Origin of the sequence: Streptomyces sp. NPDC057950 (assembly GCF_042887295.1) — a bacterium.
Taxonomy (GTDB): domain Bacteria; phylum Actinomycetota; class Actinomycetes; order Streptomycetales; family Streptomycetaceae; genus Streptomyces; species Streptomyces kaempferi.
In genome coordinates this window covers 146,295-171,734 of sequence record NZ_JBHVPP010000015.1, presented here as the reverse complement: position 1 = coordinate 171,734, position 25,440 = coordinate 146,295, and the positions used below count along the sequence as shown (strand labels likewise).

Annotated in this window: 20 protein-coding genes and 1 pseudogene; 5 read left to right on the top strand and 16 right to left on the bottom strand. The window is 73.1% G+C overall.

Going from position 1 to position 25,440, the window contains the following annotated elements:
- Positions 1-88 precede the first annotated feature (88 nt).
- From ACFVTC_RS24800 to ACFVTC_RS24780, 5 genes are all read right to left on the bottom strand, one after another.
- Positions 89-727 (bottom strand): DUF7003 family protein, encoded by a 639-nt coding sequence (locus ACFVTC_RS24800; RefSeq protein ID WP_390130416.1) that lies wholly within the window; start codon positions 725-727, stop codon positions 89-91.
- Between the two features lie 142 nt (positions 728-869).
- Complete coding sequence (locus ACFVTC_RS24795; protein WP_390130415.1) at positions 870-1,346, bottom strand: hypothetical protein; 477 nt, start codon at positions 1,344-1,346, stop codon at positions 870-872.
- Between the two features lie 116 nt (positions 1,347-1,462).
- The gene (gene metG / locus ACFVTC_RS24790; RefSeq protein WP_390130413.1) at positions 1,463-3,184 is read right to left on the bottom strand and encodes a methionine--tRNA ligase; all 1,722 of its coding nucleotides are present in this window, start codon (positions 3,182-3,184) and stop codon (positions 1,463-1,465) included.
- Between the two features lie 184 nt (positions 3,185-3,368).
- Positions 3,369-5,297: a VWA domain-containing protein gene (locus ACFVTC_RS24785; protein WP_390130411.1), complete on the bottom strand. Its 1,929-nt coding sequence runs from the start codon at positions 5,295-5,297 to the stop codon at positions 3,369-3,371.
- Between the two features lie 307 nt (positions 5,298-5,604).
- Entirely contained in the window at positions 5,605-6,546 is a 942-nt protein-coding gene (locus ACFVTC_RS24780) for a LysR family transcriptional regulator (RefSeq protein ID WP_390130409.1), read from the bottom strand.
- 186 nt (positions 6,547-6,732) lie between these two features.
- Between ACFVTC_RS24780 and snpA the strand changes: the two genes are divergently transcribed.
- Complete coding sequence (gene snpA / locus ACFVTC_RS24775; protein WP_390130407.1) at positions 6,733-7,440, top strand: snapalysin; 708 nt, start codon at positions 6,733-6,735, stop codon at positions 7,438-7,440.
- A gap of 159 nt (positions 7,441-7,599) precedes the next feature.
- Here the strand turns inward: snpA and ACFVTC_RS24770 are convergent, their stop codons facing one another.
- From ACFVTC_RS24770 to ACFVTC_RS24755, 4 genes are all read right to left on the bottom strand, one after another.
- Positions 7,600-9,546: an FUSC family protein gene (locus ACFVTC_RS24770; RefSeq protein ID WP_390130406.1), complete on the bottom strand. Its 1,947-nt coding sequence runs from the start codon at positions 9,544-9,546 to the stop codon at positions 7,600-7,602.
- Positions 9,547-9,584: 38 nt separating this feature from the next.
- Positions 9,585-10,595, bottom strand: a complete 1,011-nt coding sequence (locus tag ACFVTC_RS24765; protein WP_390130405.1) for an endonuclease/exonuclease/phosphatase family protein — start codon at positions 10,593-10,595, stop codon at positions 9,585-9,587.
- Positions 10,596-11,026: 431 nt separating this feature from the next.
- Complete coding sequence (locus ACFVTC_RS24760) at positions 11,027-11,926, bottom strand: hypothetical protein (RefSeq protein ID WP_390130403.1); 900 nt, start codon at positions 11,924-11,926, stop codon at positions 11,027-11,029.
- 303 nt (positions 11,927-12,229) lie between these two features.
- The gene (locus tag ACFVTC_RS24755) at positions 12,230-12,685 is read right to left on the bottom strand and encodes a hypothetical protein (protein ID WP_390130401.1); all 456 of its coding nucleotides are present in this window, start codon (positions 12,683-12,685) and stop codon (positions 12,230-12,232) included.
- Positions 12,686-12,789: 104 nt separating this feature from the next.
- Here ACFVTC_RS24755 and ACFVTC_RS24750 point away from each other — a divergent pair, with 104 nt between their 5' ends.
- The 3 genes from ACFVTC_RS24750 to ACFVTC_RS24740 all read left to right on the top strand — a co-directional run bounded on the left by ACFVTC_RS24750 (position 12,790) and on the right by ACFVTC_RS24740 (position 15,814).
- Positions 12,790-13,425 (top strand): NAD(P)-dependent oxidoreductase, encoded by a 636-nt coding sequence (locus ACFVTC_RS24750; RefSeq protein WP_390130399.1) that lies wholly within the window; start codon positions 12,790-12,792, stop codon positions 13,423-13,425.
- 39 nt (positions 13,426-13,464) lie between these two features.
- A complete protein-coding gene (locus ACFVTC_RS24745) occupies positions 13,465-14,664 on the top strand; it encodes a PP2C family protein-serine/threonine phosphatase (protein WP_390130397.1) in 1,200 nt (399 codons plus the stop codon).
- An 82-nt stretch (positions 14,665-14,746) separates the two neighbouring features.
- A complete protein-coding gene (locus tag ACFVTC_RS24740; RefSeq protein WP_390130396.1) occupies positions 14,747-15,814 on the top strand; it encodes a hypothetical protein in 1,068 nt (355 codons plus the stop codon).
- Between the two features lie 129 nt (positions 15,815-15,943).
- Here ACFVTC_RS24740 and ACFVTC_RS24735 read toward each other — a convergent pair whose 3' ends face one another.
- A complete protein-coding gene (locus ACFVTC_RS24735; protein ID WP_390130394.1) occupies positions 15,944-17,197 on the bottom strand; it encodes an amidohydrolase in 1,254 nt (417 codons plus the stop codon).
- 221 nt (positions 17,198-17,418) lie between these two features.
- Complete coding sequence (locus ACFVTC_RS24730; protein WP_168529169.1) at positions 17,419-17,601, bottom strand: hypothetical protein; 183 nt, start codon at positions 17,599-17,601, stop codon at positions 17,419-17,421.
- A 151-nt stretch (positions 17,602-17,752) separates the two neighbouring features.
- Here ACFVTC_RS24730 and ACFVTC_RS24725 point away from each other — a divergent pair, with 151 nt between their 5' ends.
- A complete protein-coding gene (locus ACFVTC_RS24725) occupies positions 17,753-19,096 on the top strand; it encodes a helix-turn-helix domain-containing protein (RefSeq protein ID WP_390130392.1) in 1,344 nt (447 codons plus the stop codon).
- Positions 19,097-19,210: 114 nt separating this feature from the next.
- Here ACFVTC_RS24725 and ACFVTC_RS24720 read toward each other — a convergent pair.
- From ACFVTC_RS24720 to ACFVTC_RS24700, 5 genes and pseudogenes are all read right to left on the bottom strand, one after another.
- Positions 19,211-21,045: pseudogene (locus ACFVTC_RS24720) on the bottom strand (alkyl/aryl-sulfatase).
- 248 nt (positions 21,046-21,293) lie between these two features.
- Entirely contained in the window at positions 21,294-21,515 is a 222-nt protein-coding gene (locus ACFVTC_RS24715) for a hypothetical protein (RefSeq protein ID WP_101399314.1), read from the bottom strand.
- Positions 21,512-23,155, bottom strand: coding sequence for a transglycosylase domain-containing protein (locus ACFVTC_RS24710; RefSeq protein ID WP_390130391.1), 1,644 nt, complete (start codon positions 23,153-23,155; stop codon positions 21,512-21,514). Before ACFVTC_RS24710 ends, ACFVTC_RS24715 begins: the two co-directional genes overlap by 4 nt.
- A 401-nt stretch (positions 23,156-23,556) precedes the next feature.
- Positions 23,557-24,345 (bottom strand): hypothetical protein, encoded by a 789-nt coding sequence (locus ACFVTC_RS24705; RefSeq protein ID WP_390130389.1) that lies wholly within the window; start codon positions 24,343-24,345, stop codon positions 23,557-23,559.
- Positions 24,342-24,947, bottom strand: a complete 606-nt coding sequence (locus ACFVTC_RS24700) for a SigE family RNA polymerase sigma factor (protein WP_390130387.1) — start codon at positions 24,945-24,947, stop codon at positions 24,342-24,344. Before ACFVTC_RS24700 ends, ACFVTC_RS24705 begins: the two co-directional genes overlap by 4 nt.
- Between the last annotated feature and the right edge of the window lie 493 nt (positions 24,948-25,440).

Genomic DNA, 25,440 nt, shown 5'->3' with positions numbered 1-25,440 from the left:
TACGACAGCACGGACACGGTGCCGGGCGGGGCGGCGTCGGCTTCGGTGAGCTGACGCGAGGGTTCGTCCCAGCGGTGTCCGGTCCTGGTCAGAGTGTTCCGGCGTCGGGCCAGTGGGACCAGTGGGTGTTGGGCGGGAGCGTCGGCCGGTACCGGGCCGCGTCGGAGGAGTTCAGTACGTCGGCGATCAGCCGGAAGGTCTCGTGGGCGCTCGGCAGGGTGTCCCAGAGATCTTCCGGCTGGTTCCATTCGTCGAGCCGCAGCAGTACGGGCAGGTCGGCGGGGAGGTCGGCCCTGAGTTCCGCCGCGTCTGCCAGGAGAAGCCCCTTGTTCTGCGGGGCGAGCAGGCGGAACACGTCCTGCAGGGGGGTGCCGGCGTCGGCGCCGACCGTGAGCGCGGTCCCCCGGACGACCACGGGGGCTCCTCCGGCGTAGACCCCCGTGCCCTCGGGGTCGACCTCCGTCATGTTGTCCACCCGGTCCAGGAAGGCGCCGAACCCGGGCTCACCGCGGGTGAGGCAGTTGCCGAAGCGGTGCATGACGTCGATGAGGTTGCCGCCGCGCGGGTTGTAGCCGAGCAGTTCGGCGACCACGGCCCAGCGCGTGCCGTCGCCGAGGACGTGGATCCGCGCGTCGACGGGGTGGTAGTAGCCGTTGTCGAGATCGGGGAACGCCGCCCGGTCCGCGCAGAGATCGAACTGTCCGAGGACCGACGAAGTGGTGATCACGGAGCCAGGGTAGGCAGGCCGGTGCGAGCCGATGGGACCGGGCCCGCTCAGAACGGGTCCGTGTGCCGCGTCCTCCGGCGGCTGCTTCCGAATCAGGCGGGGGCCCGGCCGACGCCGGAGTGCCGATGGCCGTGCGCGGGACTCAGGTGTCGTATGTGCCGTCCCACGGGTCCGCGAAGCCGAGGCGGTCCGGGTAGAGCTCGGCCCAGGTCTCCTCCTCGTCCTTCTTGATCACCAGGCCGAAGAGCACGCCGTCGACGATGAGTTGGAAGGGGCGGACCGCGATGTCCGTGTAGGAGCGCCGGGGCAGGCTCCGCAGGAGTTTCGCCAGATGGGCCCTGGCCAGGGAGAGGACCGAACTCTCGCCGTCCGGGGTCAGTTGCTGCTCGGCCCAGGTGCCCGCGCACCAGATCTCGGAGTCGCGGTAGTGGCCCTGGGAGTCGAAGGTGTGCAGCACCGTGTAGAGGCGCTTGTGCTCTTCCCAGCCGTCGTCGGGCCGGTACCCCTCGGGGAATGCGTAGGTGACCGACGCCAGGAACTGGCCGTCCGCGTAGTGACCTATGGTCTCGGTGCGGGACTTCGGCTCGTAGGCGATCGGGATGACCGGAGGGACTGCCATGGCGAAACCATACGGGTGGGCGCGCGCATGTCACCATCGGGGTCGGTTTCCGGCCGTCGGACACGGCAGCGGGGCCCGGCATCGAGTGACGCCGGGCCCCGCTCCTGCTGTCCGGACTACTCAGGAGCGCCGCCGAAGCGCTCCTTGTACGACTCCAGGTCCTCGTCCGTGATCTTGGCGAAGAGCACCGGGGGCACGGTGAACGCGGTGCCCGCCGGCACGGCGTCCAGGGACTTCGCCTCGTCCGCGGACACCCACGCCGCCGTGTCGTCCGCCAGCGCGAACGCGGAGCGCATCGCCTTGGCGGAGGCGGGGATGAAGGGCTCCGAGACCACCGAGTAGAGGTGGATCAGGTTCATCGCCGTGCGCAGGGTCAGGGCCGCGCCGTCGGGGTCGGTCTTGATCTCCAGCCAGGGGGCCTTCTCCTCCAGGTAGGAGTTGCCCGCCGACCACAGGGCACGCAGCGCCGCCGCCGCCTTGCGGAACTGGAGGGCCTCCATCTGGGTCTCGTACTCGGAGAGCAGACCGGCGATCTCCTCGCCGAGCTTGGCCTCCGCCTCACCGGCCGCCGCGCCCGCCGGGACCTCGTCGCCGAAGCGCTTCCTGGAGAAGGACAGGACGCGGTTGACGAAGTTGCCGAGGGTGTCGGCGAGGTCCTTGTTGACCGTGGTGGTGAAGTGCTCCCAGGTGAAGGACGAGTCGTCCGACTCGGGGGCGTTGGCGATGAGGAAGTAGCGCCAGTAGTCCGCGGGCAGGATGTCCAGCGCGTGGTCGGTGAAGACGCCGCGCTTCTGCGACGTGGAGAACTTCCCGCCGTAGTACGTCAGCCAGTTGAAGGCCTTGACGTAGTCGACCTTCTTCCAGGGCTCGCGGACACCGAGCTCCGTGGCCGGGAACATCACCGTGTGGAAGGGGACGTTGTCCTTCGCCATGAACTCCGTGTAGAGGACCGTGTCGTCGGCCTCGTACCACCAGGACTTCCAGTCGCGGGTCTCGCCGGCGGGCGCCGCGTCCGCCCACTCCTTCGTCGCGCCGATGTACTCGATCGGGGCGTCGAACCAGACGTAGAAGACCTTGCCCTCGGCGGCCAGTTCCGGCCAGGTGTCGGCGGGCACCGGGACGCCCCAGTCCAGGTCGCGGGTGATCGCGCGGTCGTGCAGACCCTCGGTCAGCCACTTGCGGGCGATGGAGGACGCCAGCTGCGGCCACTCCTCCTCGTGCCGGGAGACCCAGGCCTCGACCTCGTGCTGCAGCTTCGACTGGAGCAGGAAGAGGTGCTTCGTCTCGCGGACCTCGAGGTCCGTCGAGCCGGAGATCGCCGAACGCGGGTTGATCAGGTCGGTCGGGTCCAGGACGCGCGTGCAGTTCTCGCACTGGTCGCCGCGCGCCTTGTCGTAGCCGCAGTGCGGGCAGGTGCCCTCGACGTAGCGGTCCGGGAGGAAGCGGCCGTCCGTCGGCGAGTACACCTGACGGATCGCGCGCTCCTCGATGAAGCCGTTCTCGTTCAGGCGGCGGGCGAAGTGCTGGGTGATCTCGCGGTTCTGCTCGCTCGAGCTGCGGCCGAAGTAGTCGAAGGCCAGCTCGAAGCCGTCGTAGACGGCCTTCTGGGCGTCGTGCGCCTGCGCGCAGAACGCGTCGACGGGGATGCCCCGCTCCTTCGCCGCCAGCTCGGCCGGGGTGCCGTGCTCGTCCGTCGCGCAGATGTACAGCACGTCGTGGCCGCGCTGGCGAAGGTAGCGGGAGTACACGTCCGCCGGGAGCATGGACCCCACCATGTTGCCCAGGTGCTTGATCCCGTTGATGTACGGAAGGGCGCTGGTGATGAGGTGTCGAGCCATCGCGGGCTGCTCCCAAGTCGCTACGTGGGGTGACGGCCGGCGGTTCCGATCAGGTCGCCGGTCGTCTTACGAACCTTGAAATCGTAGCCGACATGGGTGGGCCGCCCGCCTCCCGTTTTAAGGGATGGGAAGCGGGCGGCCTCCGGTGGTTCGCGCTGGGGTTCCGGCGGGGTGCCGGCGCCGCCTACGGGCGCCAGTTCGCCAGGACGCCCTCGTAGACCTCGGCGTCCGTCAGTTCGCGGGGGGTGGGGCCCGCGTGGAAGAAGGACGCGTTGGCGGTCTTCAGCTTGCGCAGGTAGTCGAACGCCTTGTTCTCGTGCTCGCCGAAGGCGACGAAGGAGAAGAAGACGGCGGGGTGGGTCGCGGCCGCCTCGGTGAGCGCCAGGGTGGCCGGGGTCTTGGCGTCCGGGGCGCCGTCCGTCTGGAAGATCACGAGCGCGGGGGCCGCGGGGTTCTGCGACTTCTCGTGCTGGGCGAGGACTTCCTGTACGGCGACGTGATAGCTGGTACGGCCCATCCGGCCGAGGGCGCCGTGGAGCTCGTCGACCTTGTTCTCGTGGTCGGCGAGGGTGAGCTCGCCGGTGCCGTCGAGCTCGGTGGAGAAGAAGACGACCGGGACCGTGGCCTCGGGGTCGAGGTGCGCGGCGAGGGCGAGGGCCTGCTCACCGAGGGCCTGGGCGGAGCCGTCCTTGTAGTACGCGCGCATCGACGCGGAGCGGTCCAGGACGAGGTAGACCTTGGCGCGGGCGCCGGTGAGGTTCTGCTTCTCGAGGGTGGCGGCGGCTTCCCGGTACGCGGTGGTGAGGGTCGCGGCGGTCGACTGGACGTGGGCGAGGGGGACGGCGGGAGCCGTGGCGTCGGCGTCGGCCGCGGGTTCGGCGGCCTGCGCGGCGACGGTTTCGAGAGCCGGCTCGGGCTCGGATTCGGTCTGCGCGACCGGTTCCGCCGCCGGAGCACTCGCGGCGGCGGGCTCCTCGGCCTCCGGCTCGGAGACCTCGGGAGCCTCGACAACCGGCTCGGTCCCGGGCGCGACCGCCTCCACCACGGCTTCGGCCTCGGCCACGACCGCGGCTTCGGCGTCGACCTCGGGCGCGGCCTCGGTCCCGGGCGTGGTCTCGACCTCGGCCTCCGGCTCGGGGGTGACCTCGGCCTCGACCTTGGGCTCGGGAGTGACCTCGGCCTCGACCTTGGGCTCGGCGGCGGTCTCGGTCTTGGGCTCGACCTCGGCGGCGGCCTCGGCGTCCGGCTCGGCCTCGGGTGCGACTGCCACCTCGGCTTCGGCCACGGGCTCGGCCTCGATCGAGGGCTGGGCCACGGCCTCGGCCTCGACCGAGGGCTCGACCGAGGGCTCGGCCGCAGGCTCGATCTCGGCCTTGGGCGTGTCCTCGGCCGCGGGTTCGGCCTCGGCGATGACCTCGGCCTCGGGCCCGGCCACGGCGGCTGCGTCGGCACCGGCGTCCGCCTCGGTCACGGCCTCGGGCTCGGTCACGGCTTCGGGCTCGGCGACGACCTCGGCATCCGCCTCGACCTCGCTGGTGGGCGCCGCCTCGGCCTCGGGCTCGGTCACGGCTTCGGGCTCGGCGACGACCTCGGCATCCGCCTCGACCTCGCTGGTGGGCGCCGCCTCGGCCACGGGCTCGACCGCACCCTCGGGCTTCGCCTCCGCCTCGGCCCGAGCCTCGACCCCGGCCTCCGCCCCCGCCTCGACCTCGTCCGTGGGCGCGGCCTCGGCCACCGTCTCCGGAGAAGAGGTCGTCCCCGTCTGCGGCCCGGAGGACCTCGTCGCCTTGGCCGACTCCGTCGACTCCGCCGGCTTGGGGACCGTGACGTTGTCGAACGCCGCCGACACCAGCTCGTCGACCACCGACGACGTCGGCCCCGGCTTCGGTTCGGACGAAGGCGCGGGGATCTTCGGTTCGGTCTCCGCGGGGGCCCGTTCGGCCGCCTGGGAGGGGATCGGCGCGGAGACCGGTTCGGCCTCCTGCGAAGGAACGTGTTCGGCCTCCGGGGCCGAAACCGAGGGAGCCGAAGCTTCCCGCGAGGTCTCCGCGTCGGCGTCACGCCCCTGGCGTGAGCGGCCGAACGCGTTCCGCAGGAGAGTGAGAATGCCCATGTGCGCAACCCTTCGCATGAGTTGAAGCCCGTCAATCCCTGGCCAGGACGGACACGTAAGGTTAGCGGCCGCTGTCGGCGATCTTGGGCAGGGTCGGGTACCGACAGGTAGCGGTGTCAAGAGCGTTATCAAGACCCCTACGGATCCCACGGGTTCACCGCACGTTCATCGGGCCACCGCACCCCCGCGCCCACATCTCCCCTACGCCAAGTCCAGGTCATGGAATCGCATGGGGAAAGTAAAGTGCGCAGACTGCTGCCGTGGCCCACATCCTCACACAGGAAGCCCGCCGAAGACCGGCCGACGTTCACGGGAGGGCGGGGACCGGGGTTCCCGAACCGCCGTGTTCCAGCCACTCACGGTACGCGGGCGCCTGCCGTGCCGTCTCCTCGTAGGCATCCGCGAGTTCCGGGTAGACGCCGTCCAGTTCCGTCTCCGTACGGGCTGCGAGCAGCAGTCGTACGCCGAGCGGGTCGCCGTGCAGGGGGCGCACGGCCGTCTCGGGGCCGGACTGGCGGGTGGGCTGGCAGACCGTGACGACCTCGCCGGTGGCGACCAGGGAGGCGGCGGTGTGGTAGTCGCCGTGCAGGACCCGGGGGTTGAGCCCGGCGGAGCGCAGCATCCGGTGCACGGCGTCCCACTCCCCGTCGACCGTGGGGTCCACCATCCAGCGGTCCTGGGCCAGCTCGGAGAGGTGGACGACGGGACGCACGGCGGCCGGGTGGTCGTTGGGCAGGGAGACGAACTGGGGCTCGCGCTCGACCAGGACGCGCAGCCGCAGTCCGTCCGGGATGCGCAGGGGGCAGCCCTCCACCTCGTGCACGAAGGCGACGTCGAGCCGTCCCTCGGCGACCAGGTTGAGCAGGGCGTTCGCGGACACGTCCATCTGGAGGAGCGGCTCCTGGCGGTGTTCGCGCAGCCGGCGCAGCCAGCCCGCGAGCGCGCGGCTCGCGGTGGAGCCGATACGCAGCTGGAGTCCGTCCGCGGCGGCGGCCCGCGCCTCGGCGACCAGGGACCGCATTTCGGCCACCAGCGGGCGGGCCCGGCCGAGCACGATCCGGCCGAGCGGAGTGGGGCGGCAGCCGCTCCGTTCGCGGATGAACAGCTCACCGCCCAGCTCCTGTTCGATCCTGCGCAGCTGGGTGCTCAACGAGGGCTGGGCGACGCCGAGCAGGCGCGCGGCGCGGTGCAGGCTGCCGGTGTCGGCGATGGCGCACAGCGCGCGGAGGTGCCTGACCTCAAGCTCCATGCCTGCGGAGCCTAAGTCGGAAGCAGACGTTGCACCAGACGCACAAACCCCACGCGGAACGGGCGAGTTGGACGGCCTTCCGCGGGCCGATAGTCCTGGCCTATCGCCACTTGCCATCATCACAGCAGCCGCACAGGCACCGAAACTCACGGTGACGACTTCACCCCCCCACACAAGGAGTCATCGATGAGAGCTCCCCTGCCCAAGTCCAAGGCCGTACTCGCGGCCGCGCTCGGTCTGGGCCTCGCGGCCGCCGGGTTCGGCACGGTCCCCGCCGTGGCGGCTCCCGTCCCCGCGCGGGACGCCGTCCACGCCGGACACTCCGCCCTCCCCGGCTTCTCCGCCTACGCGGGTTCCGCCGAGGAGAGCAAGGCCAACCAGGCGTTCTTCGCGGCGGTCATCAAATCCGTCGCCGAGAAGCGCGCCGCGAACCCGAGCAGCGCGGCGGCCGTCACCGTGATCTACAACGCCTCCCGCGCGCCCTCCTTCAGTACCGAGATAGCGCGCAGCGCCGCGATATGGAACGGCGCGGTGGCGAACGTGAAGCTCCAGTCCGGCTCGGCGTCGAGCGCGGACTTCACCTACCGCGAGGGCAACGACTCGCGCGGCTCGTACGCCTCGACGGACGGCCACGGCAGCGGGTACGTCTTCCTGGACTACGCACAGAGCGAGCAGTACAACCCGATCCGCATCACCGCGCACGAGACCGGCCATGTCCTCGGTCTGCCCGACCACTACTCCGGCCCGTGCAGCGAGTTGATGTCGGGCGGCGGCCCCGGTCCCTCCTGCACCAACGCGAACCCCAACGCGGCCGAGCGGTCGCGTGTCAACCAGCTGTGGGCCAACGGCTTCGCGCAGGCGCTGGACAAGGCCTTGGCCAAGGCGACGTCCTAGTTCCCACCGGCCTCCACCAGCCCCACCCCCCACGGGTGCGGGCCGCCCCCTGCACGGGCGGCCCGCACCGCCGTTCTTTCCGGGTCCGGGTCCGGGTCCGGGTCCGCGTCCGGTCCGTGCCGGGTCCGCGCCCCCGCTCCCCCGGCCGCGCCCGGTCGTTCAGTGAGGTGACGCGATCGCGCGGGCCGCGGCGACCTCCTGCCGGAGGGGTTCCAGCACACTGCCGGCCGGACCGGTGAGATCCGTACGGACGGCGACGAGCACGTCCGTCTCGCGCAGCCCCTCGGACAGTTCCCGCAGTTGCAGGGCCACCTGTGCGAACTCGGCGGCCGACGGACGCTGGGCCCCGTGCCGGATCCGTACCCCGGCCGCGGTGGTCGCGTCGACGATCCGCTCGACGGCGACGACGAGCGGAAGCCAGGCGGCGGCGCGCCGGCCGTTGGGCGGGGGTTCGCTCAGGGCCCGCTGGAACTCGGTGCGGATGCCGGACAGGTCGCGGTGGAGGCGGCGCCGCATACGGGCGCGTTCGGCGGGGTCGGCGTCCTCCCTGGAGGCGTACTCCACATAACGGGCGGTGCCCGCGACCGTGTCGGCGAGCCGGTCGCCGACACGGGTGTGCCAGCTCTCCGGCCACAGCAGGTAGCCCGCGACGAGCGCGATCGCGCATCCCATGAGGGAGTCCACGAGCCGCGGGACGAGCAGGGCGGTGCCCTGGTGGTTGAGGACGTCGGACAGGAGCAGGATCACCGGGGTGACGGCGGCGGTCTGATGGCCGTAGCCGCGCGCGCCGAGAACCGGGATGAGCGGGGCGAGGACGACCATGACCGGCACGTCCCACCAGCCGAGCGGTACCGCGGCCAGGACGACGGCCGCGACGACGAGCCCCGCCACCGTGCCGAGCGCGCGCATCAGCGCCCGTGAGAAGACCGACCCGAAATCGGGCTTCATCACGAAGGTGATGGTGAGGGCGACCCAGTAGGAGCGGGCCACCGGCACGAGTGAGACCAGGGCCTGCGCGAGACCGATGCAGACGGCCAGCCGCAGACCGTAGCGCCAGGACCCGGAGGACAGGAGGACGTCGCGGGCGGAGCGCACCGCGCGGACGCCCAGGCGGGCGGGTCGGCCGAGGGGGTCGTCGGCCGTGCGCGTGTCGGGGGTCCGGCCGGTGACGACGTCGGCGGCATGGGTCAAGGCGTGGTCGACGGCACGCGCGGTCTCGTTGGTGGGGACGGGGAGCCTGAGGCCTGTCGGGCCGGTGTACCCGGTCTCGACGGCGTCCGCGAGATGGCGTACGGCGGCGGGCACCTCGGAGGGCAGCGGCTCGGCGTGCCCGCGCCCGTACTGGTGGGCGGCCGGGGCGCTCTCCACGACGGGGGTGACGGCGTTCAGCTGGGCCAGCAGCCGGGCCAGGTCCGGGTTGCGGCCGTGGTGGCGGGCGCGCCGGGCGAGGACGAGGTCGTAGGACTGGTTGAGGGACTGGGTGACGGCGTGGCGGCGGTCGTCGTACGCGTCGGTGCCGCTCGCGGCGAGCAGGTCCGCCACCGCCCGGTACGTGTCCGCGACCGCGACCCGTTCGGGCACGCCCGAGCGCAGCGGCCACGCGAGCAGGGCCAGCGCGAGGACCAGCAGGCCGCCGCCGGACATCAGGACGGGCGCCAGCCACCACGGGCCCGGCAACGGCAGCCCGGCACCGATCACACAGTTGAGGAGGAGCAGCAGTCCGGACACGGAGGCGACGGAGCCGATCGTCGAGAACATCCCCGAGACGAGCGCGACGGCGGTGACGGCGGTGACGGTGATCCAGCCGTGGCCGAAGGCGAGCGCGCCGATGGTGACACCGACCGCGCCGAAGAGCTGGGGGACGGCGATGGTGAGGATGCGCATGCGGTACGCGTCGGCGGTGTCGCCGATGACGCCGGACAGGGCGCCCATGGAGGCGAGTGCCCCGTACGCGGGCCGGCCCACGGCGAGGCCGATCGCCAGCGGCAGGGACATCGCGACCGCGGCGCGGACGACCGCGGCGCGGGAGACGGGGGCGTTCTGCGGGCGGAGGTTCCTGACCAGCCAGTCGGGAGGAGTGAGGGCACTGGGCAACTGGCGGGGCATGGGCCCATTATGACCGTTTCACAGAGCCCTCCCCGGACTCATCCGGGCTGGTGGAGGGTGAGATCGACGAGCAGGGCGCGGTGGTCGCTGCCGGCCACCGTGAGGAAGACGGCACCGGTCGCGGAGAACTCCTCGGAGACCAGGACATGGTCGATCTGGGCGCCGAGGGCGGGGGTGGTGCGGGCCGGCCAGCTGGGGGTGCGCGGGGAGCCGGCGAGACGGGAGCCGTCGCGCAGGCCGGTGTCGAGGAGGTGGCGGAAGGCGGCGTGGTCCTGGGAGGCGTTGAAGTCCCCGGCGATCAGGGTGGGGGTGGCCTCGTCGGCGGCCGCGTAGGCGCGCAGTTCGCCGAGTTCGTGGCGCCAGAGGCCGACCTGTCCCGGCAACGGGGGCTCGGGATGCGCGAGCTGGATCCGTACGGGGTGGCCGTCGATGTCGGCCACGGCCCCCGGCATCCCCATCGTGGCCCGGATGCCGGCGGCCTTCGTGAGCGGGAAGCGGCTCATGATGACCGAACCGTCGGAGCCGGCGCCCTCGACGGACTCCCGGTACGGATAGGGGCCGTCGGCCCGCTGGAAGGCGTCGCGCAGTGCCCGGGAGCAGGCGTACTCGCATTCCTCGACGAACACGATGGCCGGCCGCTCGCGCCGGACGGCGGCGATGAGCGCGGGGGTTCCCCTGCCGAACTGCACGTTGGAGGCCAGCACCCGCAGCTCGGCGACGGGACTGCCGACGGGCTCGCGGGTCTTCCCGTACGGCTCCGTGAACCAGGCGATCGCCGCCAGCACCAGCACGCCCCACACCATCCCGGTCCGCCAGCGCGCGAACAGGGCCAGCAGCAGGGCCAGACCGAGGGGAGCGAGCAGCCATGGCAGGAAGGCGAGCAGTTGGGGCACGGGGGTGATGCCGTCGGTGTCGGCCGCCCGGCAGCCCACGACGACACTCACGCCGGTGAGCAGTGCGCCGGACACCCAGGATCCGGCTCTCCGGCCGGCCGGCCGCCGTGGCCGTGACCGCCGCTCGTCCGCCCGTTCCGCTGCCGCAGTGTCCACGCCCGGCCCTCCACTCGTCCGTGTGGGATGCCCGAATCCTCCCTCAGACAGCGGGTGGTGCGCTCACGTGGGGACGGGCGTCACTTCTTCGAGTGGGCTTGTCGGGCAGGCTCGTGGTCCTACCGGAGCGGGTCGGGCCGTCGCGGCGGCCCGTCGCTCCGGAGCGCGGACGGCGGGATGCCTCACCCCTGGAGGCAGTTCCGCCGGATCGCGGGATCGCCGGATCGCCGGGTCGCCGGATCGCGGGATCGCCGGGTCGCCGGATCGCGGGATCGCCGGATCTCGGAATCGCGGGATCACCGGATCGCGGGATCGCCGACGGGAGACGGTGGAGCGGCTGGTCCCCGCCGAGCGCGCGGACGCGGCGACCCGGACGCCGTCGGGCCTGGACGCCGTCGGGCCCGGACGCCCTCGGGCCCGGACCTGTGCCGTCAGGCTCGGACTTGTGTCGGCTGGTCCGCCGCGGCTTGCGCGGGCGCCGCGGCCGCTCGCCGGCGGCGCCCGTACGCGGCGGTGAGCAGCGCGGTCGACGCCACCACGACACCGAGGGCGAGCAGCAGCCAGGAGACGAGGCGGAGGGTGCCGGTGAGGGCGTCGTAGACCGCGCCCGCCGCACTGGGGGACACGTCGGCCGGCAGGTCGGCGAGCGTGAGCCGGCGGCCGACGGCGATCGCGACACCGAGCAGCGCGGCGCCCAGCGCCGTCCCGAGTCCGGTGGCCAGCACCGCCCGTCTGCGGCACACGGCGACCAGGATGCCCGTCACGGCGAGGACGGCTGCCGTGGCCGGCAGCCAGAAGCCGGCGAATTCAAGCACGTGGAACCCCTTCCGGAGCTGGTTCAGGTCCTCGGGCGGCAACACCGTGATCTCGGTGTGCTCGACGGGGATCCGGTTCGCCAAAGGCATGTGCTGGACCGTGAGTTGGCTCTTGACCCGCTCGGCGACCGGCGCGAGGTCGATGGTCACGGCCTCCTCGCGGTCGCTGTGCAGCGCCCGCATCACGGCGTCGTGCGCGGCCCGGTTCACCGCCTGCCACGCCGTGCGGAACGCCGGGGTCTGGGTGAACGAACGCACCGCGTCCCGTACGAAGTGGTTCACCGGCTTCTGGAGCGGTGCGCCCACGTGGACCTCGCGCAGGATCCCGTCCGTGACGGCCGAGGCGATCGCCTCCCGCACGTCCGAGTCGGAGGCGAGGGGCGCCACCGTGGCCTCGTACCGCCCGCTGTCGCCGATGCCGTACATCGCCCAGCCGGACAGCGCGCCGAGTGGCGCGAGCAGACAGGCGAGGACGATCAGAACGGCCGACAGGACGCTCCGGGCACGAGGGGACACCCCCTCAGGCAAAGGCCGGGCGGAGCCGGGCGCGAGCGGTGTGACTGCATATGGGCGCATGCGACAAGCCGAACGGGGCCCGGACGGCACCCCTCGGGGAGGCCGGGCGGCACACGGGCTCCGCCCGCTCCGGTGGAGGGCTCACCCGAACGGGTGTTTCCTGGAATCCGGAAGAACCAGGCGTGGCCATCACGCCCCGTGGCTCCTGGGACCGGCGTCCCAGGAGGTAGGTGAGTGAGGGAGGTGCACGAGACCCCGGCGGCCGCCGGGGTCTCGTGCACCACATACGACGCGGGCGGGACGTCAGCCCACGCGATGACCCGCTCCGTCCTCATGGGTGTAGTAGCGGTAGAAGTTCACGGCGAACACGCCGAACGCGACCGCCAGCGACATCATCGTGGACCGCCACACGCTGTGATCGGCCTGGCTGTAGATGAAGCCGAACGCGAGGCCCGCGAACACGGCCCACAGCACCGCGTGCAGTTCGCGCCTCAACAGGGGCGCCACCATGAGGACGCCGGTGCAGGCCGCGGCGAACACGATCGCGCTCACGAACCCGAACAGGACGTTCCAGCCCGTGATCGGACCGCCGCTGCGGTTGATGGCCGCGGCCCAGAATCCGTAGACGAGCCCGCCGAGCACGGGTACCGCCCGCTGTGCGACGGTGTGGGTGCGGGCGTCGAAGACGTCCGAGGGCCGTGGCGTCCGTGATGTGTGCCGTGTCCCCGACGCCGATGAGGCATGTGCCGCGTGAGCCATGGGAGCACTCCTCTCTCCTCGCCCCTGCCTTCCAGAGCACACCTCGCCCGGACGCCTGGCAAGTCGGGATGCGGGTGCCCTGGCCCCGTGTTTCGCTGACTTCCATGAAGCTCGTACTCTTCGGCGCCACCGGCATGGTCGGCAGCCGTATCGCCACCGAGGCGTTGGAGCGCGGCCACCGTGTCCTGGCGGTCAGCAGGTCCGGACGGTCCCCGGTCCCCGGGGTCACCGCCACCGCCGCGGACGCCGCCGACGCGGCGAAGGTGAGCGAACTGACCGCGGGCGCCGACGCGGTCGCCTCGGCGTGCGTACCGCCGAGGGACAGCGCGGATCTCACGGGCCCCTTCCTCGCCCTGAACCACGCGCTCGTGGACGGTACGCGTGCGGCGGGCGTGGCACGGCTCGTGGTCGTCGGAGGCGCGGGCAGTCTGGAGGTCGCGCCCGGACAGGAGCTCTGCGACCGGCCGGGCTTCCCCGAGACCGTTCTGGCGGAGGCGCTCGCACACCGCGACGCCCTCACCTACTACCGCACCGTCGACGACCTCGACTGGACCTACGTCTCGCCCGCCGCGGAGATCGCCCCCGGCCGGCGCACCGGCCGGTTCCGGACCGGCGGCGACCGGATGCTCACCGACGACCAGGGCAACAGCCGGATCAGCGCCGAGGACTACGCGGTCGCCTTCGTCGACGAGCTGGAGACGCCCACCCACCCGCGTGCCCGGATGTCGGTGGCGTACTGACATCGGCCGCGCGCCGACAAGGACAGGCGGTACGGCGAGGTGGGCGACTGGCTACCCCCGCTCGGCCCGCTGGCGCCCCAGGCCGGACGGGCCGATCCGGTCCAGCGGCAGAAGCTCCTGAGGCTGCGCGGACGCAGCGTCGCGTGGGTGCCGCCCGCGGTGCTGCTCGGCGGGATCGCGGCGGCCGACTGGAACACCTCGGGCGCGTTCCGGATGATCTCCTGGATCGTGCTCGTCCCGGGCATCGCGGCGGCGATCTGCGGAGTGTGGGGCACGGCCGCCTTCGCGTGCCTCTCGCTCCTCACCTACTTCGCGGTGGACAAGTCCTGGTCGTACCAGTACCGGACGGGGCTGCCCGACTTCATCCTCGTCGCCCTGGGCGGCCTCCTCGCGATCCTGGCCTGCGCGGTCCGGGTCCGCGGCGAACGGCGCATGCTGCACATGCTGGACGTCGCCGAGACGACCCGGCGCACCGTGCTGCGCCCGATGCCGGCCGGCTGGGGCGGCCTCGACCACGCGGCCGTGTACCTCGCCGCGGACAGCGAGGCCCGCGTCGGCGGCGACTTCTACGACATCCAGCCCGGCCCCCGCGGTACCCGGCTGCTGCTCGGCGACGTCCAGGGCAAGGGGCTCGGGGCGGTGGAGGCGGCGGCCGCGCTGCTCGGCACGTTCCGGGAGGCGGCCTACCACGAGCCCGCGCTCGACACGGTCGCCGACCGGCTGGAGGTGCGCATGCTCCGGCATGTGCGCTACCGGGCGGCGCTCGACCGTGACGACTGGGAACGTTTCGCCACCGGCGTCCTCGTCGGCTTCCCCCAGGACGACCGGGACACCGTGGAGTTCGTCAACTTCGGCCACGAACCCCCGCTGGTGGTCGCCCCCGAGGGCGTGCGCGACCTGCCGCCGGGCCACGGCCTGCCACTGGGCCTCGCCGCCCTGACCGCCGACCGGCCCCTCGTCCTGACGGTCGTGCTGGCACCCGGTGAAACCCTGCTCCTGGTGACGGACGGGGTGACCGAGGCCCGTGACGCCGACGGCGTGTTCTTCCCGCTCCGCGAACGGGTGGCCGGCGCCCTCGCCGCGGACCCGGCCACCGCCGATCCGCAACGCCTCGTCGAACTCGTCCGTGACGGCACGCTGCGGCACTGCGGGGGACGCCTCTCCGACGACACGACGATCTTCGCGGTGCGGCGGCGGACGGGCGCCGGCGCCGGCGGAAGCGGCACAAGCCAGCCATAGGGGGCGTTTGCGCGACTGTCGTCCCCCCTTTGCAGGCGCAGCGGTTACGGTGCTGGCGTACGTGATCGATGGGGAGGCAACCATGCCCGGAACCGTGCTGCTCCTCGCGGCCTCGCCGATGGGCAAGGGGTGTCTGGTGGACGCGGCGTCGGTGCTCCCCGTCCTCGCGGCCGTCTCCCCCGCGGTGCTGTCCGGCACGGACACGGCGAACGTGGTCGAACTGGCCGACCCGCTGGAGCCGCAGGCCGTCCTGACCCGGCTGCGTGCCGCGGCGACGGCACCCGGCCCGCTGACGGTGTTCGTGACCGGCCAGCTCCAACTGGACCGCCGCCAGCGCCTCCCTCATCTCGCGCTCGCCCGCACCACCCCGGCGACCGTCCGCTACACGGCCTTCCCCTGGCACTGGATCGCCGAGGAGCTCCGGCTGCGTCCGCCGGGCACCACCGCGCTCCTGGTCGACCTGCACGCCGACGCGGAGAGCTGGGAGTACCTCGCCACGAGCACCCTGCCGGTGGGGACGGGCGTCGGCCTGTACGGGCGGGTGGCGCCGCCGCCGCCCCGGCGCACGGTGGCGTCACCGGCGTACATGAAGGCCGTCGCCACCATCCTGCGCAGCGGTCACCGGCCCGCGCTGCCGCTGTTGCACGAGCAGGCGCTGGCCCGCGGCGACGCGGAGGGCGGGCGGCCGGGGATCGTGCTGGCGGTGGACGCGCGGGTGCCCGCGGCGCCGGACCCGCACGCCGCGATCACCGCTGCCGCGCGGGCGGGCCGGCACGAAGAGGCCGCGGCGCTGGCCGCGCGCTGGGAACAGGAGGCGGTCCGCACCTGGGGCACCGCGTCCGAGCAGGCCCTGCACTGGGCGGAGGTCCGCGCGGACCTGGCGATGCTCGCGGGTGACGCGGCCGGGAGCTGCCGCGTCTGGCTGGCGGTGGCGACCGCGCGCCTGGACGCGGGACAGCCCGCCGACGCCCCGTCCGTGGAGTCGGCCGTGGACCGGGCCCATCATCAGTGGGGCCGTGTCGACGACCCGCTGCGCGCCCGTGAACTGGGGCTCGCGCTGGCCGGGTTGCGGCTGCGGGTGCCGGGGCGCCGGCAGGGTGCGCTGGACCACGTGCAGGGCCGGCTCAGCCGGCTGGAGGCCCAGGTGTGACGGTCCTCGCGGGGGGAAGCGGGCCGCCGGATCACGCCGGGTACGTCAGCCGGTGACGAGGAGCTGCTTCCGGGCGCTTTTTGGTGCGGACGCGCCGGGTGACGCGGAGCCGGCGGCCGGACCGGGCGCTCAGGCGGATCCTTCCGGAGCGGTGAGGCAGGCGAGCGCCCCCGACACCAGCGTCCGTACCCCCGGCGCGAGGGTGCGCGGGTCGGGTGCGAAGTGCGGACTGTGGTTGCTGGGCACGGCCGCGAACTTCTCCATGAGGTCGTCGCCGGGAGCGGCGTCCCAGACCTCCGCCGGAGTGCTCGTGACGAACCAGTAGGAGTACGGGATCCGCCCGTCCGCGAGCCTCGGGAAGTCCTCGCTGCCCATCGCCGGACCCGGGTCGAGGATCGTCCCGGTCCCGAAGACCTCGCCGTGCACCGCGGCGATCCGCCCGTCGGTGTCCGGGTCGTTGACGGTCACGGGGAAGCTGTTTGCGACGATGACGTCGGGTTCGCGCGGGCAGCCGGCCGCCAGGCACTCGCCCGCCGCGATCCGCCGGATCGCCGCGATCATGCGTTCCCGTACCTCGCCCGACTGGGTCCGCAGGTTGAGGGCGATCCGGGCCTCGGTGGGGATGATGTTGTGGCGGGTGCCCGCCTCGATCCGTCCCACCGTCAGGACGGCCTGCTCGCGCGCCGCGATCTCCCGGCTGACGACGGTCTGCAGCCGGGTCACCAGGTAGGCGGCGGTGACGACCGGGTCGACGGTCGACTCCGGGCGTGAACCGTGCCCGCCCCGCCCGTGCACGACGATGTCCACGTCGGTCGAGGCGGACATGATGAGACCGGGCCGGTGGGCGTAGAGCCCCGTCGGGCCGGGCGCGGCGTGCTGGGCGAGCAGCACGTCCGGCGGCGGGAACCGCTCGTAGACGTGGTCCGCGATCATCGCCGCGGCGCCCTCGCCGGTCTCCTCGGCGGGCTGGCCGAGCACCAGCAGCGTGCCCGACCAGGTGTCGCGCCCGGCGGCGAGCGCCTGCGCCGCGCCCGCCAGCCAGGTGACGTGCAGATCGTGCCCGCAGGCGTGCATCACGCCGGGCGTCGTGGACGCGTACGGCAGCCCGGTCTCCTCCTGGACCGGCAGCGCGTCCATGTCGGCGCGGAGCAGGACGGTGGGTCCCGGCCCGTTCCGCAGGATCCCGACGACCCCGGTGCCCCCGATGCCGGTGACCGTGTCGAACCCGGCCGTGCGGAACCGGCAGGCGAGGGCGGCGGCGGTGCGGTGCTCGCGCATCGACAGTTCCGGATGCCGGTGCAGGTCCCGGTAGAAGTCCTCCAGGGCGGGGACCGGGAGGTCGGCGGTGAGGTCCAGCGCGGTGCGTGCGGCGGGAGAGTTCACGGGGTCAGGGTAGAGGCCGCCGGCGGAACGGGGGAGTTCCGCCGGCGGCCGTTCGCGCCGTCCGCCGCGGGGGAGGACGCGGTTTCCGGACGGTCGGGTCTCGCGGGGCCGCCGACGAAGGGTGCCGTCGGCAACGGGAGTTCGCCTCCGGTGCGTCGGTCCACACCTGTGGACGGCGGGGGCGGTGAGGAGCGGGTGTGGGCGGGCGGCCGCCGCGGCCGCTACGGTCGCGAGGAGGTGTCGCCGTACGCCGTCTCGGTGTGTCCCGGGCCCTGCTGGTGGAGGGCCGGGGCGGGATCGGCCGCCCTGGCCGGGCCCGCGTTCGCCGCCAGGACCAGTGCGGCCACGGCGATGACCGCCGCACCGAGCACTCGGAAGTAGCGAGCGGAAATACGTCGGAGCATGGCGACCTCGCAACAACAGCGGCGTATTAAGCGGGCTTAACCCGTCGCTTAACGTAGGGGCTCGGAGCACCAAAGAGCAAGGGGCGCAAGGGGAGTTGGATATTAGTCAAAGTCGTCTCGGGTTAAGTGGACTTAATGGCATGCTTAATCCATGGCGGAGCGTGACGGCCCGGAGGTCATCGGGCGCAGGGTCCAGCAGCTGCGTACAGAACGCGGGCTGACACAGAAACAATTGGCGGAACCGGCGTACACGCCCGCCTACATCTCGACGCTCGAGGCAGGGCGGGTGCGCGCCTCGGAGCCCGCGCTGCGGCACATAGCCGAGCGGCTCGGGGTGGCGTACGAGGAGCTGGCGACGGGCCGGCCGGCCCATCTCGCGACCGGTCTGCGGCTGCGGCTCACCGACGCGCAGCGCACCCTCGCGACCGGCGAGGCCGAGGTCGCGGCGGAGCAGTACACGGTGCTCCTCGCGGAGGCGGACACGCACGGACTCGTCGCCGAGCAGGCCGCCGCGCTGCTCGGGCTCGGCGAATGCGCCCTGGAGACCGGGGACCTGGAGACAGCCCAGGAGCGGTTCGAGGCGTCGGAGCGGCGCCTCGGGGACGCGCCGCTGCCCCAGCGGGTGCCCGCCCTGCGCGGCCGTGCCGTCTCCCACTACCTCGCGGGGGAACTCCGGTACTCCTGCTACCTGTTCGAGTCCACGCTGGACGAGCTGAACCGGACCGGCATGCACGACCCGGACGCGCTGCTGCTCCTCTACACCGGCGTCATCGCGCCCTACATGGACATGGGCGCGCACGCCCGCGCCGCCCAGGCCGCCGAGTTCGCGCTCGCCCTCGCCCCGCAGGTCGGCGATCCCGCGCTCGTCGCCCGGATGCACCGCTCGGTGGCCCGCACCATGATCGCCGAGGGCCGGATGGCGGAGGCCGACGCCTCCCTCGCCAAGGCCGCCGAGCTCTACCGCCAGCTCCAGATCCGTACGGAGCTCGCCAACTGTCACTGGATGCGCGGATACCTGTACGCGCAGAACGGCGAACTGGAGCGCGCCGAGGACGAGTTGCGCGAGGCGCAGGTCATGCTCTCGGCCAAGCGGGCCGCTCTCTACACCAGCCAGGTCAACGTCGAGCTGGCGGACGTGCTGCACCGGCGCGGCAAGTCGACGGAAGCCGCCGTTCTCCTTCACGAGGTGCTCGGCGACCTCAGTCCCGAGCGCGGCGCCGTGCACTCGGCGGGCGCGCACCGGCTGCTCGGCATCATCGCCGAGGACGCCCGGGACACCGAGACCGCCGAGGAGCACTACGTCAGGGCGCTGAGCCTGCTGGAGCGGGCCGGCGCGGCGGGCGACCTGGCCGACCTCTGCCGCCTGCTCGGAGACCTCCTGCGGCGCACCGGCCGGGTGGAGGCTGCCCTCGACGCCTATCGCACGGGCCTGGGCCACCGTACGGCTCCCGGCACGACCACCCTCGGCCCGGCCCCCGCCCAGCCCCCGCTCTGACCGGCGTGGCGCGGGCTGGAGCGCCCCGGAGGGCGCGGGGGCGCGGGGGCGCGGGGGCGGTCCGGTTACGCACCCGGACCCCTCGTACGGCCTCCACGGGCCCGTACGAGGGCGCTACGGGGTCACGACGGGGAACGCGTGGTCCGGCGCGGTGGCGTACGACAGGAGGCGGTCCAGGAGTGCGGGGTCGCCGTCCGTCTCGATGCCCGCGAGGCCCCGCCCCTCCAGCACGGCGCGCAGTTCCGGCCGGGTGAGGGTCAGGGTCAGTCCCGCGTGCGGTTTCGGTACGTGGTGGACCGGCATGCCGCGGTGCGTCAGCGCGCCGTGGTGGAGGTTGACGCGGTGGCGGCGCTGCTCGTCGGTCACGACGAGGTCGAGGGTGAGGCGCTCGTGCCAGGCGCGCGGGCCGTCGATGCGGACGGCGAGCGAGTCGAGGAGCATGCTCACGGTGAGCGCGGAGGTGAGTTCGGAGCCCGCGGTGTCGATGTCGGTGTCGGCCGTGCCCCGGCGCAGTTCCAGGGCGGCCGTGAGGTAGTAGTTGCGCCAGGTGCCGTTCTCGGCACCGTGCCCGAGCCGTTCGTAGACACCGGAGAGGGTCTCCCGGGCCGCGCTGTCCGACGGGTCGGCGAAGACCAGGTGGTTGAGGAGGGTGGCGGCGAAACGGAGGTCGCCGTTGTCCGCGTACGCCCGTGCCTTCACCAGTGTCTCCGTCGGGCCGCCCGCCAACTCCACGTACCGGGAGGCCAGTTCGGTGGGCGGGTGCTCCCAGAGGTGGGCGGGGTTCCCGTCGTACCAGCCCATGTACCGCTGGTAGACGGCCTTGACGTTGTGGCTGAGCGAGCCGTAGTAGCCGCGTGCGTGCCAGGACCGTTCCAGGGCGGGCGGCAGCTGCAGCTCCTCGGCGATCTCGGCGCCGGTCAGGCCGTTGTTGAGGAGGCGCAGGGTCTGGTCGTGCAGGTAGGCGTAGAGGTCCCGCTGTTCGGCGAGGAACCGGACGACGTTCTCACGCCCCCAGGTCGGCCAGTTGTGGGAGGCGAACGCGACGTCGTACGTGTCGGCGAACAGGTCGACGGTCTCGTCGAGGTAGCGGGCCCAGACGCGCGCGTCGCGGACCGGGGCGCCACGCAGGGTGAGCACGTTGTGCAGGGTGTGACTGGCGTTCTCGGCCACGCACAGCGCGCGCTGGTCCGCAGCAGGAAGTTCATCTCGGCGGGCGCTTCCGTCCCCGGGGTGAGCTGGAAGACGAAGCGCACGCCGTCCACCGTCTCCTCCTGCCCGGTCCGGGTGACGTCCACGTTCGGGGCGATGAGCGTGACGGTGCCGGTGGAGGTGGTGGTGCCGAGCCCGGTGCCGATCTGGTCGCGGGGCCCCTTGGGCAGCCGGGCGCCGTGCATGAACACCGCCCGGCGCAGCATCGCGTTGCCGGCGAAGACGTTCTCGCTGACCGCGTGCTCCAGGAAGCCGACGGGCGCGAGTACCGGCACCCCGCTGTCGCTGCCGTGCGGCAGCACACCGCGGGCGCCGCCGAAGTGGTCGACGTGCGAGTGGGTGTAGACGAGCCCGGTCACGCGGCGCGGTCCGCGGTGCTCGCGGTAGAGGGCGAGGGCGGCGGCGGCGCACTCCGCCGAGATCAGCGGGTCGATCACGACGACACCCTCACGGCCCTCGACGAGCGTCATGTTCGACAGGTCGAGCCCGCGCACCTGGTACACACCCTCGGTGACCTCGTACAGGCCCTGCCGCGCGCACAGGCGCGCCTGCCGCCACAGACTCGGGTGCGCGGTCGGCGGACAGTCGTCCGCGAGGAACGCGTAGGCGTCCGCGTCATGGACGACCCGCCCCTCCGCGTCCCGGACCACGCCGGGAACCAGGGCCGCGATGAACCCGCGATCCGCGTTCTCGAAGTCGGTCAGATCCTCGAACGGCAGCTCTTCGCCCGCGGCATCCATGCCCCCACCCTCGGCGACACCCTGCCCCGGGACCATCGGGGTGGGCCGTTCGAGGGGGTGGAGGGGGCCCGGGAACACGTCATCGGGCGGGGAGGTGAGGCGTCCGGCCCGTCGCACACCGAAAACCCGGCAACCTGCGGATGGGGCAGCCGCGGGATGAGGTGGCCGGGTCCGGTGGTGTCAGTCGGGTCGGGTACTGCACGCGTCGCGGGTGCTGACGGCGGTGCGGGTACTGCGCAATGTGCAGGTCAGAGCCTGTCCATCCGGGTGTAGGGGCTGAGGATGCGGGCCTGGCGGGAGCCGAAGTCGACGAGCATGGCGATGCCCTCTTCGACGCCGATGATCGTGCCCAGGCCGAACTGGTCGTGGGAGACACGGTCTCCGAGGCTGAATTCCTTGGCCACGGGGACGACCGGGGCTGCGAAGGGGCTGGTGGGCAGGTGGCGCCGGGGCGCGGAGGGTTTCGTCATCGTGTAGCCAGTATGGGCTTTGTTTGGCCGATCGGAAGCCCCGGATTTCCTTCTTCGGCCGGAGAGGGGCCGCCGGAGGTGCCGGTGATCTTGGCCCAGGCGCCCTCCGAGATGTGGGCGGAGAGCCCCTCGGCGGTGCCGGGGAGCAGGGCCGGGAGGGCCGGCTTTCCGCCCTTGGCCGGGTGTTCCGCGAAGAGAGCCACGGTGAGGGTGAGGTGTTCGTCGTAGGTCGTCCGCCAGAGGGTGCGCGGGCCCGCGGCACCCGTGAGGACGGCCGGAGGACCGCCGGCCCGGCTCTGCATCAATTTGGTCAACACCCCCGCGGCACCCCCAGCCGTCGCCGTACTGGTGTTCGGGTGGGCGCTGTAGAGGGTGCGGCCCGCGCGGGTGATCCGCGCGATCGTGTACGGCTTCGCGTACGTGCCGTGCGCCGCCGCGGTCGCGTACGCGGAGGCCAGCCGCAGCGGGGTCGGGGCGGCGGTGCGCGCGAGGCCGGCGAGCGGAGGCGGCAGCTTCGTGCCGGAGAAGGGCTCCAGCGCCGTGCCCGCCTCCACCGCGCCGTCCACCGCGTCGTTGAAGGGCTGGCGGGCGTAGTCCGCGCCGCCGTACAGGATCCGGACGGCGCCGTCGCCCGGGACCAGGGCCACCACGGCCGTGTGCAGCCGGGCGCCGCCCTTGGCGGGCGGTGCGTCGCCCACCCGCTCCGCCGTCGCGTCCTGCGCCGTCAGATCGAAGGTGGTACGGACCGTGTAGCCACCGCGGGCGAGCTGGTCCTCGGTGATGCCGAGTCGGTCGGCGGCCTCGGCGGACGCCACGTCGATCAGGTACTGGCGCTGACCGTCCGTGTCGCCCGGCGGATAGAAGCGGAAGGCGGGAAAGCGGGCCGCGGCGCGCTGGGCGGCCGTGATGGCGTGGCTGTCCGCCATGGCGTCCAGCACCCAGTCCCAGCGGTCCACCAGCTTCGCCGTCACCGCGGGGTCGGAGCCGGCCTTCTCGTAGTAGGAGGGGATGTTGATGACGGCCGCGAGCGCCGCGCCCTGGCTCACGGTCAGGTTCCTGGCATCGACGCCGAAGTAGTTCCGGGCGGCGGACTGGATGCCGGCCGCGCCGCGGCCGAAATACACCGTGTTGAGGTAGCCGGCCAGGATCTCGTCCTTCGAGCGGGTGCGGTCCAGTTTGATCGCGATCAGGGCCTCACGGGCCTTGCGGTACAGCGACTGCTCCGGGCTGAGCAGGGCGTTCTTCACGTACTGCTGCGTGATCGTGGACCCGCCCTGCCGTCCGCCGCCGCTCACCGTCGCCCAGGCCGCCCGGGTGATCGCCTTCGGGGAGATCCCCGTGTCCGAACGGAAGGAACGGTTCTCTGCCGCGATCACCGCCTCCCGGACATGTCCTGGTACCTGCGAGAGGGGTATCTCCTGACGGTCGACGGGCCCGCGCCGGCCCAGGTAGTCGCCGTCGTCGTCGACGAAGACGGTGCTCTGCATCGCCGTCTCGGGGTGCGGCTCGGGGATGACCGTGAGGTGGTACGCGACGAGGACCGCGGCGACGAGGTGGGCGAGAACGGTGAGCAGGGCGATCAGCGCGCCACGCAGACGGCGGCCGCGCGTGCGGCGGACGCGGATACGGCGGTCGGCCATACGGCGCCGCAGACCGGCCCGGAGCCTGCGCCGGCCCCGGGAGCGGCGGATCCTTCTGCTCCGGGTCGTGCCGACGTTCGGGCCCGTGCCTATGCCCGTGCCCGTGCCTGTGCCCGTGTCCGTGCGCGCGTCTGCGTTCGGATCCGCGTCCGTGGCCGTGCCTGTGCCCGTGCTCGTGCCAGGGTCCGTGGTCGTGCTCGTCCCCTCGGCCGGGACCGGCGTCCGGTCCCGGTCTTTGTTCCCGCGAGGTCTTCCGTCCGGCCTCCTGCGCGGCCTTCCGTCCCCGCGGATGCCCGCGCGCGGCCGTCCGGCCACGTCCGTGGCGCCGGTCCGCCCGGGGCGGCTCGGGGCCGTGCTCCTGACGTTCTCGCCGTTCTCGCCGGCGCCGACGTTCCCGCCGCTCACGTCGCGAACTCCATGGTCGCGATCACCCTGCCCGCGGAGTCGTACACCGTGACCGTGACTCTTTTCGTCGGACCGCCGTGGAACTGCCGTTTGATCGGCATGCCCGACATCCCCGACATCCTCAGCACCTCCCGCGCCTTCGTCCCCCGCGTCTCCCGCGTCTCCCGCGTCTTCGGTGGACTCACCAGCGCGTACCAGACTCCCCAGTGGGGGCTGCCCGCGAGGGTGAGTGCCGTGCCGTCGACGTCGCCCGCCGTGGTCTCGATCCGCACGCGCGCCGCGTCCTCCTTGCCGTGGTAGATGCCGGACACGAAGTAGCCGTTGTCGCCGATGCCCTCTTCCTGGAGGGTGACGCCGGGTGTGCCGACGTCGATGCCGTCGCCCTTGACGCCGCGGAAGAGCGGCGCGGAACTCCAGGGCGAGTTCCAGTGCCCGCCGTCCTCGGTGAGCCAGACCTTGATGCCGGACGCGATCCGCACCCGTTCCCCGGGCGCCACCACCCGTACCGTGCCCCGGGGCCCGGCGGGCGGCCCCGTCACCCGGGCCGCGTCCGCTCCCGCGCCGACGCCCGCGCGCAGCGCCACCGCGGCCGCCGGGACCACCAGCAACGCGAAGGCGGAACCCACCACGGTGGCCGCGCGGCGCCGCCGGCGCCGGCGGGCGGCCCGCTCGACGGCGGCCAGCGGGACGGGCGAGGAAGTCACGTCGCGGGCGGCCTCGGCGAATATCTCGCGCAGCCGCGCGGCCTCGGCCGACATCGCTGCGGACCTGCGACGACGTTTCATGGACGGGCTCCGGGGACGGGGTGGCGAAGAGCGAAGGAGGGATCGGCGCGCAGTGACTCCAGACCGCGCCGCGCGAGCGTGCGGACCGTGCCGCCGGAGCAGCCGAGCAACTGGGCGGTCTCGGCCTCGCTCAGCCCGTCGCCGTAGCGGAGCACGAGTACGGCACGCTGCCGCGCCGTGAGGACCGTGAGGGTCGCGAGCGCTTCGGGAGCCCGGCCGGCGAATTGGTCCCGTTCCGCGGCGGCCTCCGCGCGGCCGGGCGCGGGCCGTCGCGGCCGCGCGGGCAGGAAGGGCGCCGGCAGACGCGTGACGCGTCTTCTGCGGGTACGGCCGAGATGATGCTCGACCAGTGCGCGCCGTACGTAGAAGGCGACGTCGTCGTGCGGGATGCGCCGCCAGCGGGTGCGGACCCGCGCCAGCGTCGCCAGGACGAGATCCTCGGCCTCCTTGAGGTCGCCGGTGAGCAGGTGCGCGGTGCGGACCAGGCGGGGCCAGGCCGCGGTGGCGTACGTCGTGAAGTCGCCTCCACGGCCGGGTGCGGCGGTGAAGTCGCCCTCAACGGCGGGTATGGCGGATGAGGCGTCGGATGAGGTGTGGGGCACGGCCGGCGGTCCCTCGGGGTCGGGTACGTGGGGGAGGTGCGGTGCGGGGGAGCCGGGACCTGAACAACTCGGCTCCCCCGCCCGCGGATTCAGCGCGGCCCGAACCGGGCGCGGGCCTCGTCACCGGGGTCGTGGGCATTCATGAGCGGACGACTCCTCCGGTGGCGGGGTTCTAGGGGTTCTTCGGCCGATCGGTCCTCGGCCGGGGCAACTCGGGCGCGCCACGTTGGTCGCGTCGACCCGCTTCTCCTCCGGCGGATCGCGGTCCCCGCCCGCGCTTTGGGAGCCCTCGACGGATGGTGCGGCCGTCGACCGGTGCTCCGTGACCGGTGCTTCGTCCGGGCGCGTTCGGCCGCGGCGGGCGCCGCCGTGGGGCGGTGGGGCGAGGAGGCCGGGCCCGGTTCGCCGCCGCGCCGGTCCCGGTGTCCGCGCCGCTCACCGTCGGCCCCTTCGGACATCCGGTGAGGACGAGCGCGCACACCGCGGCCCCTGG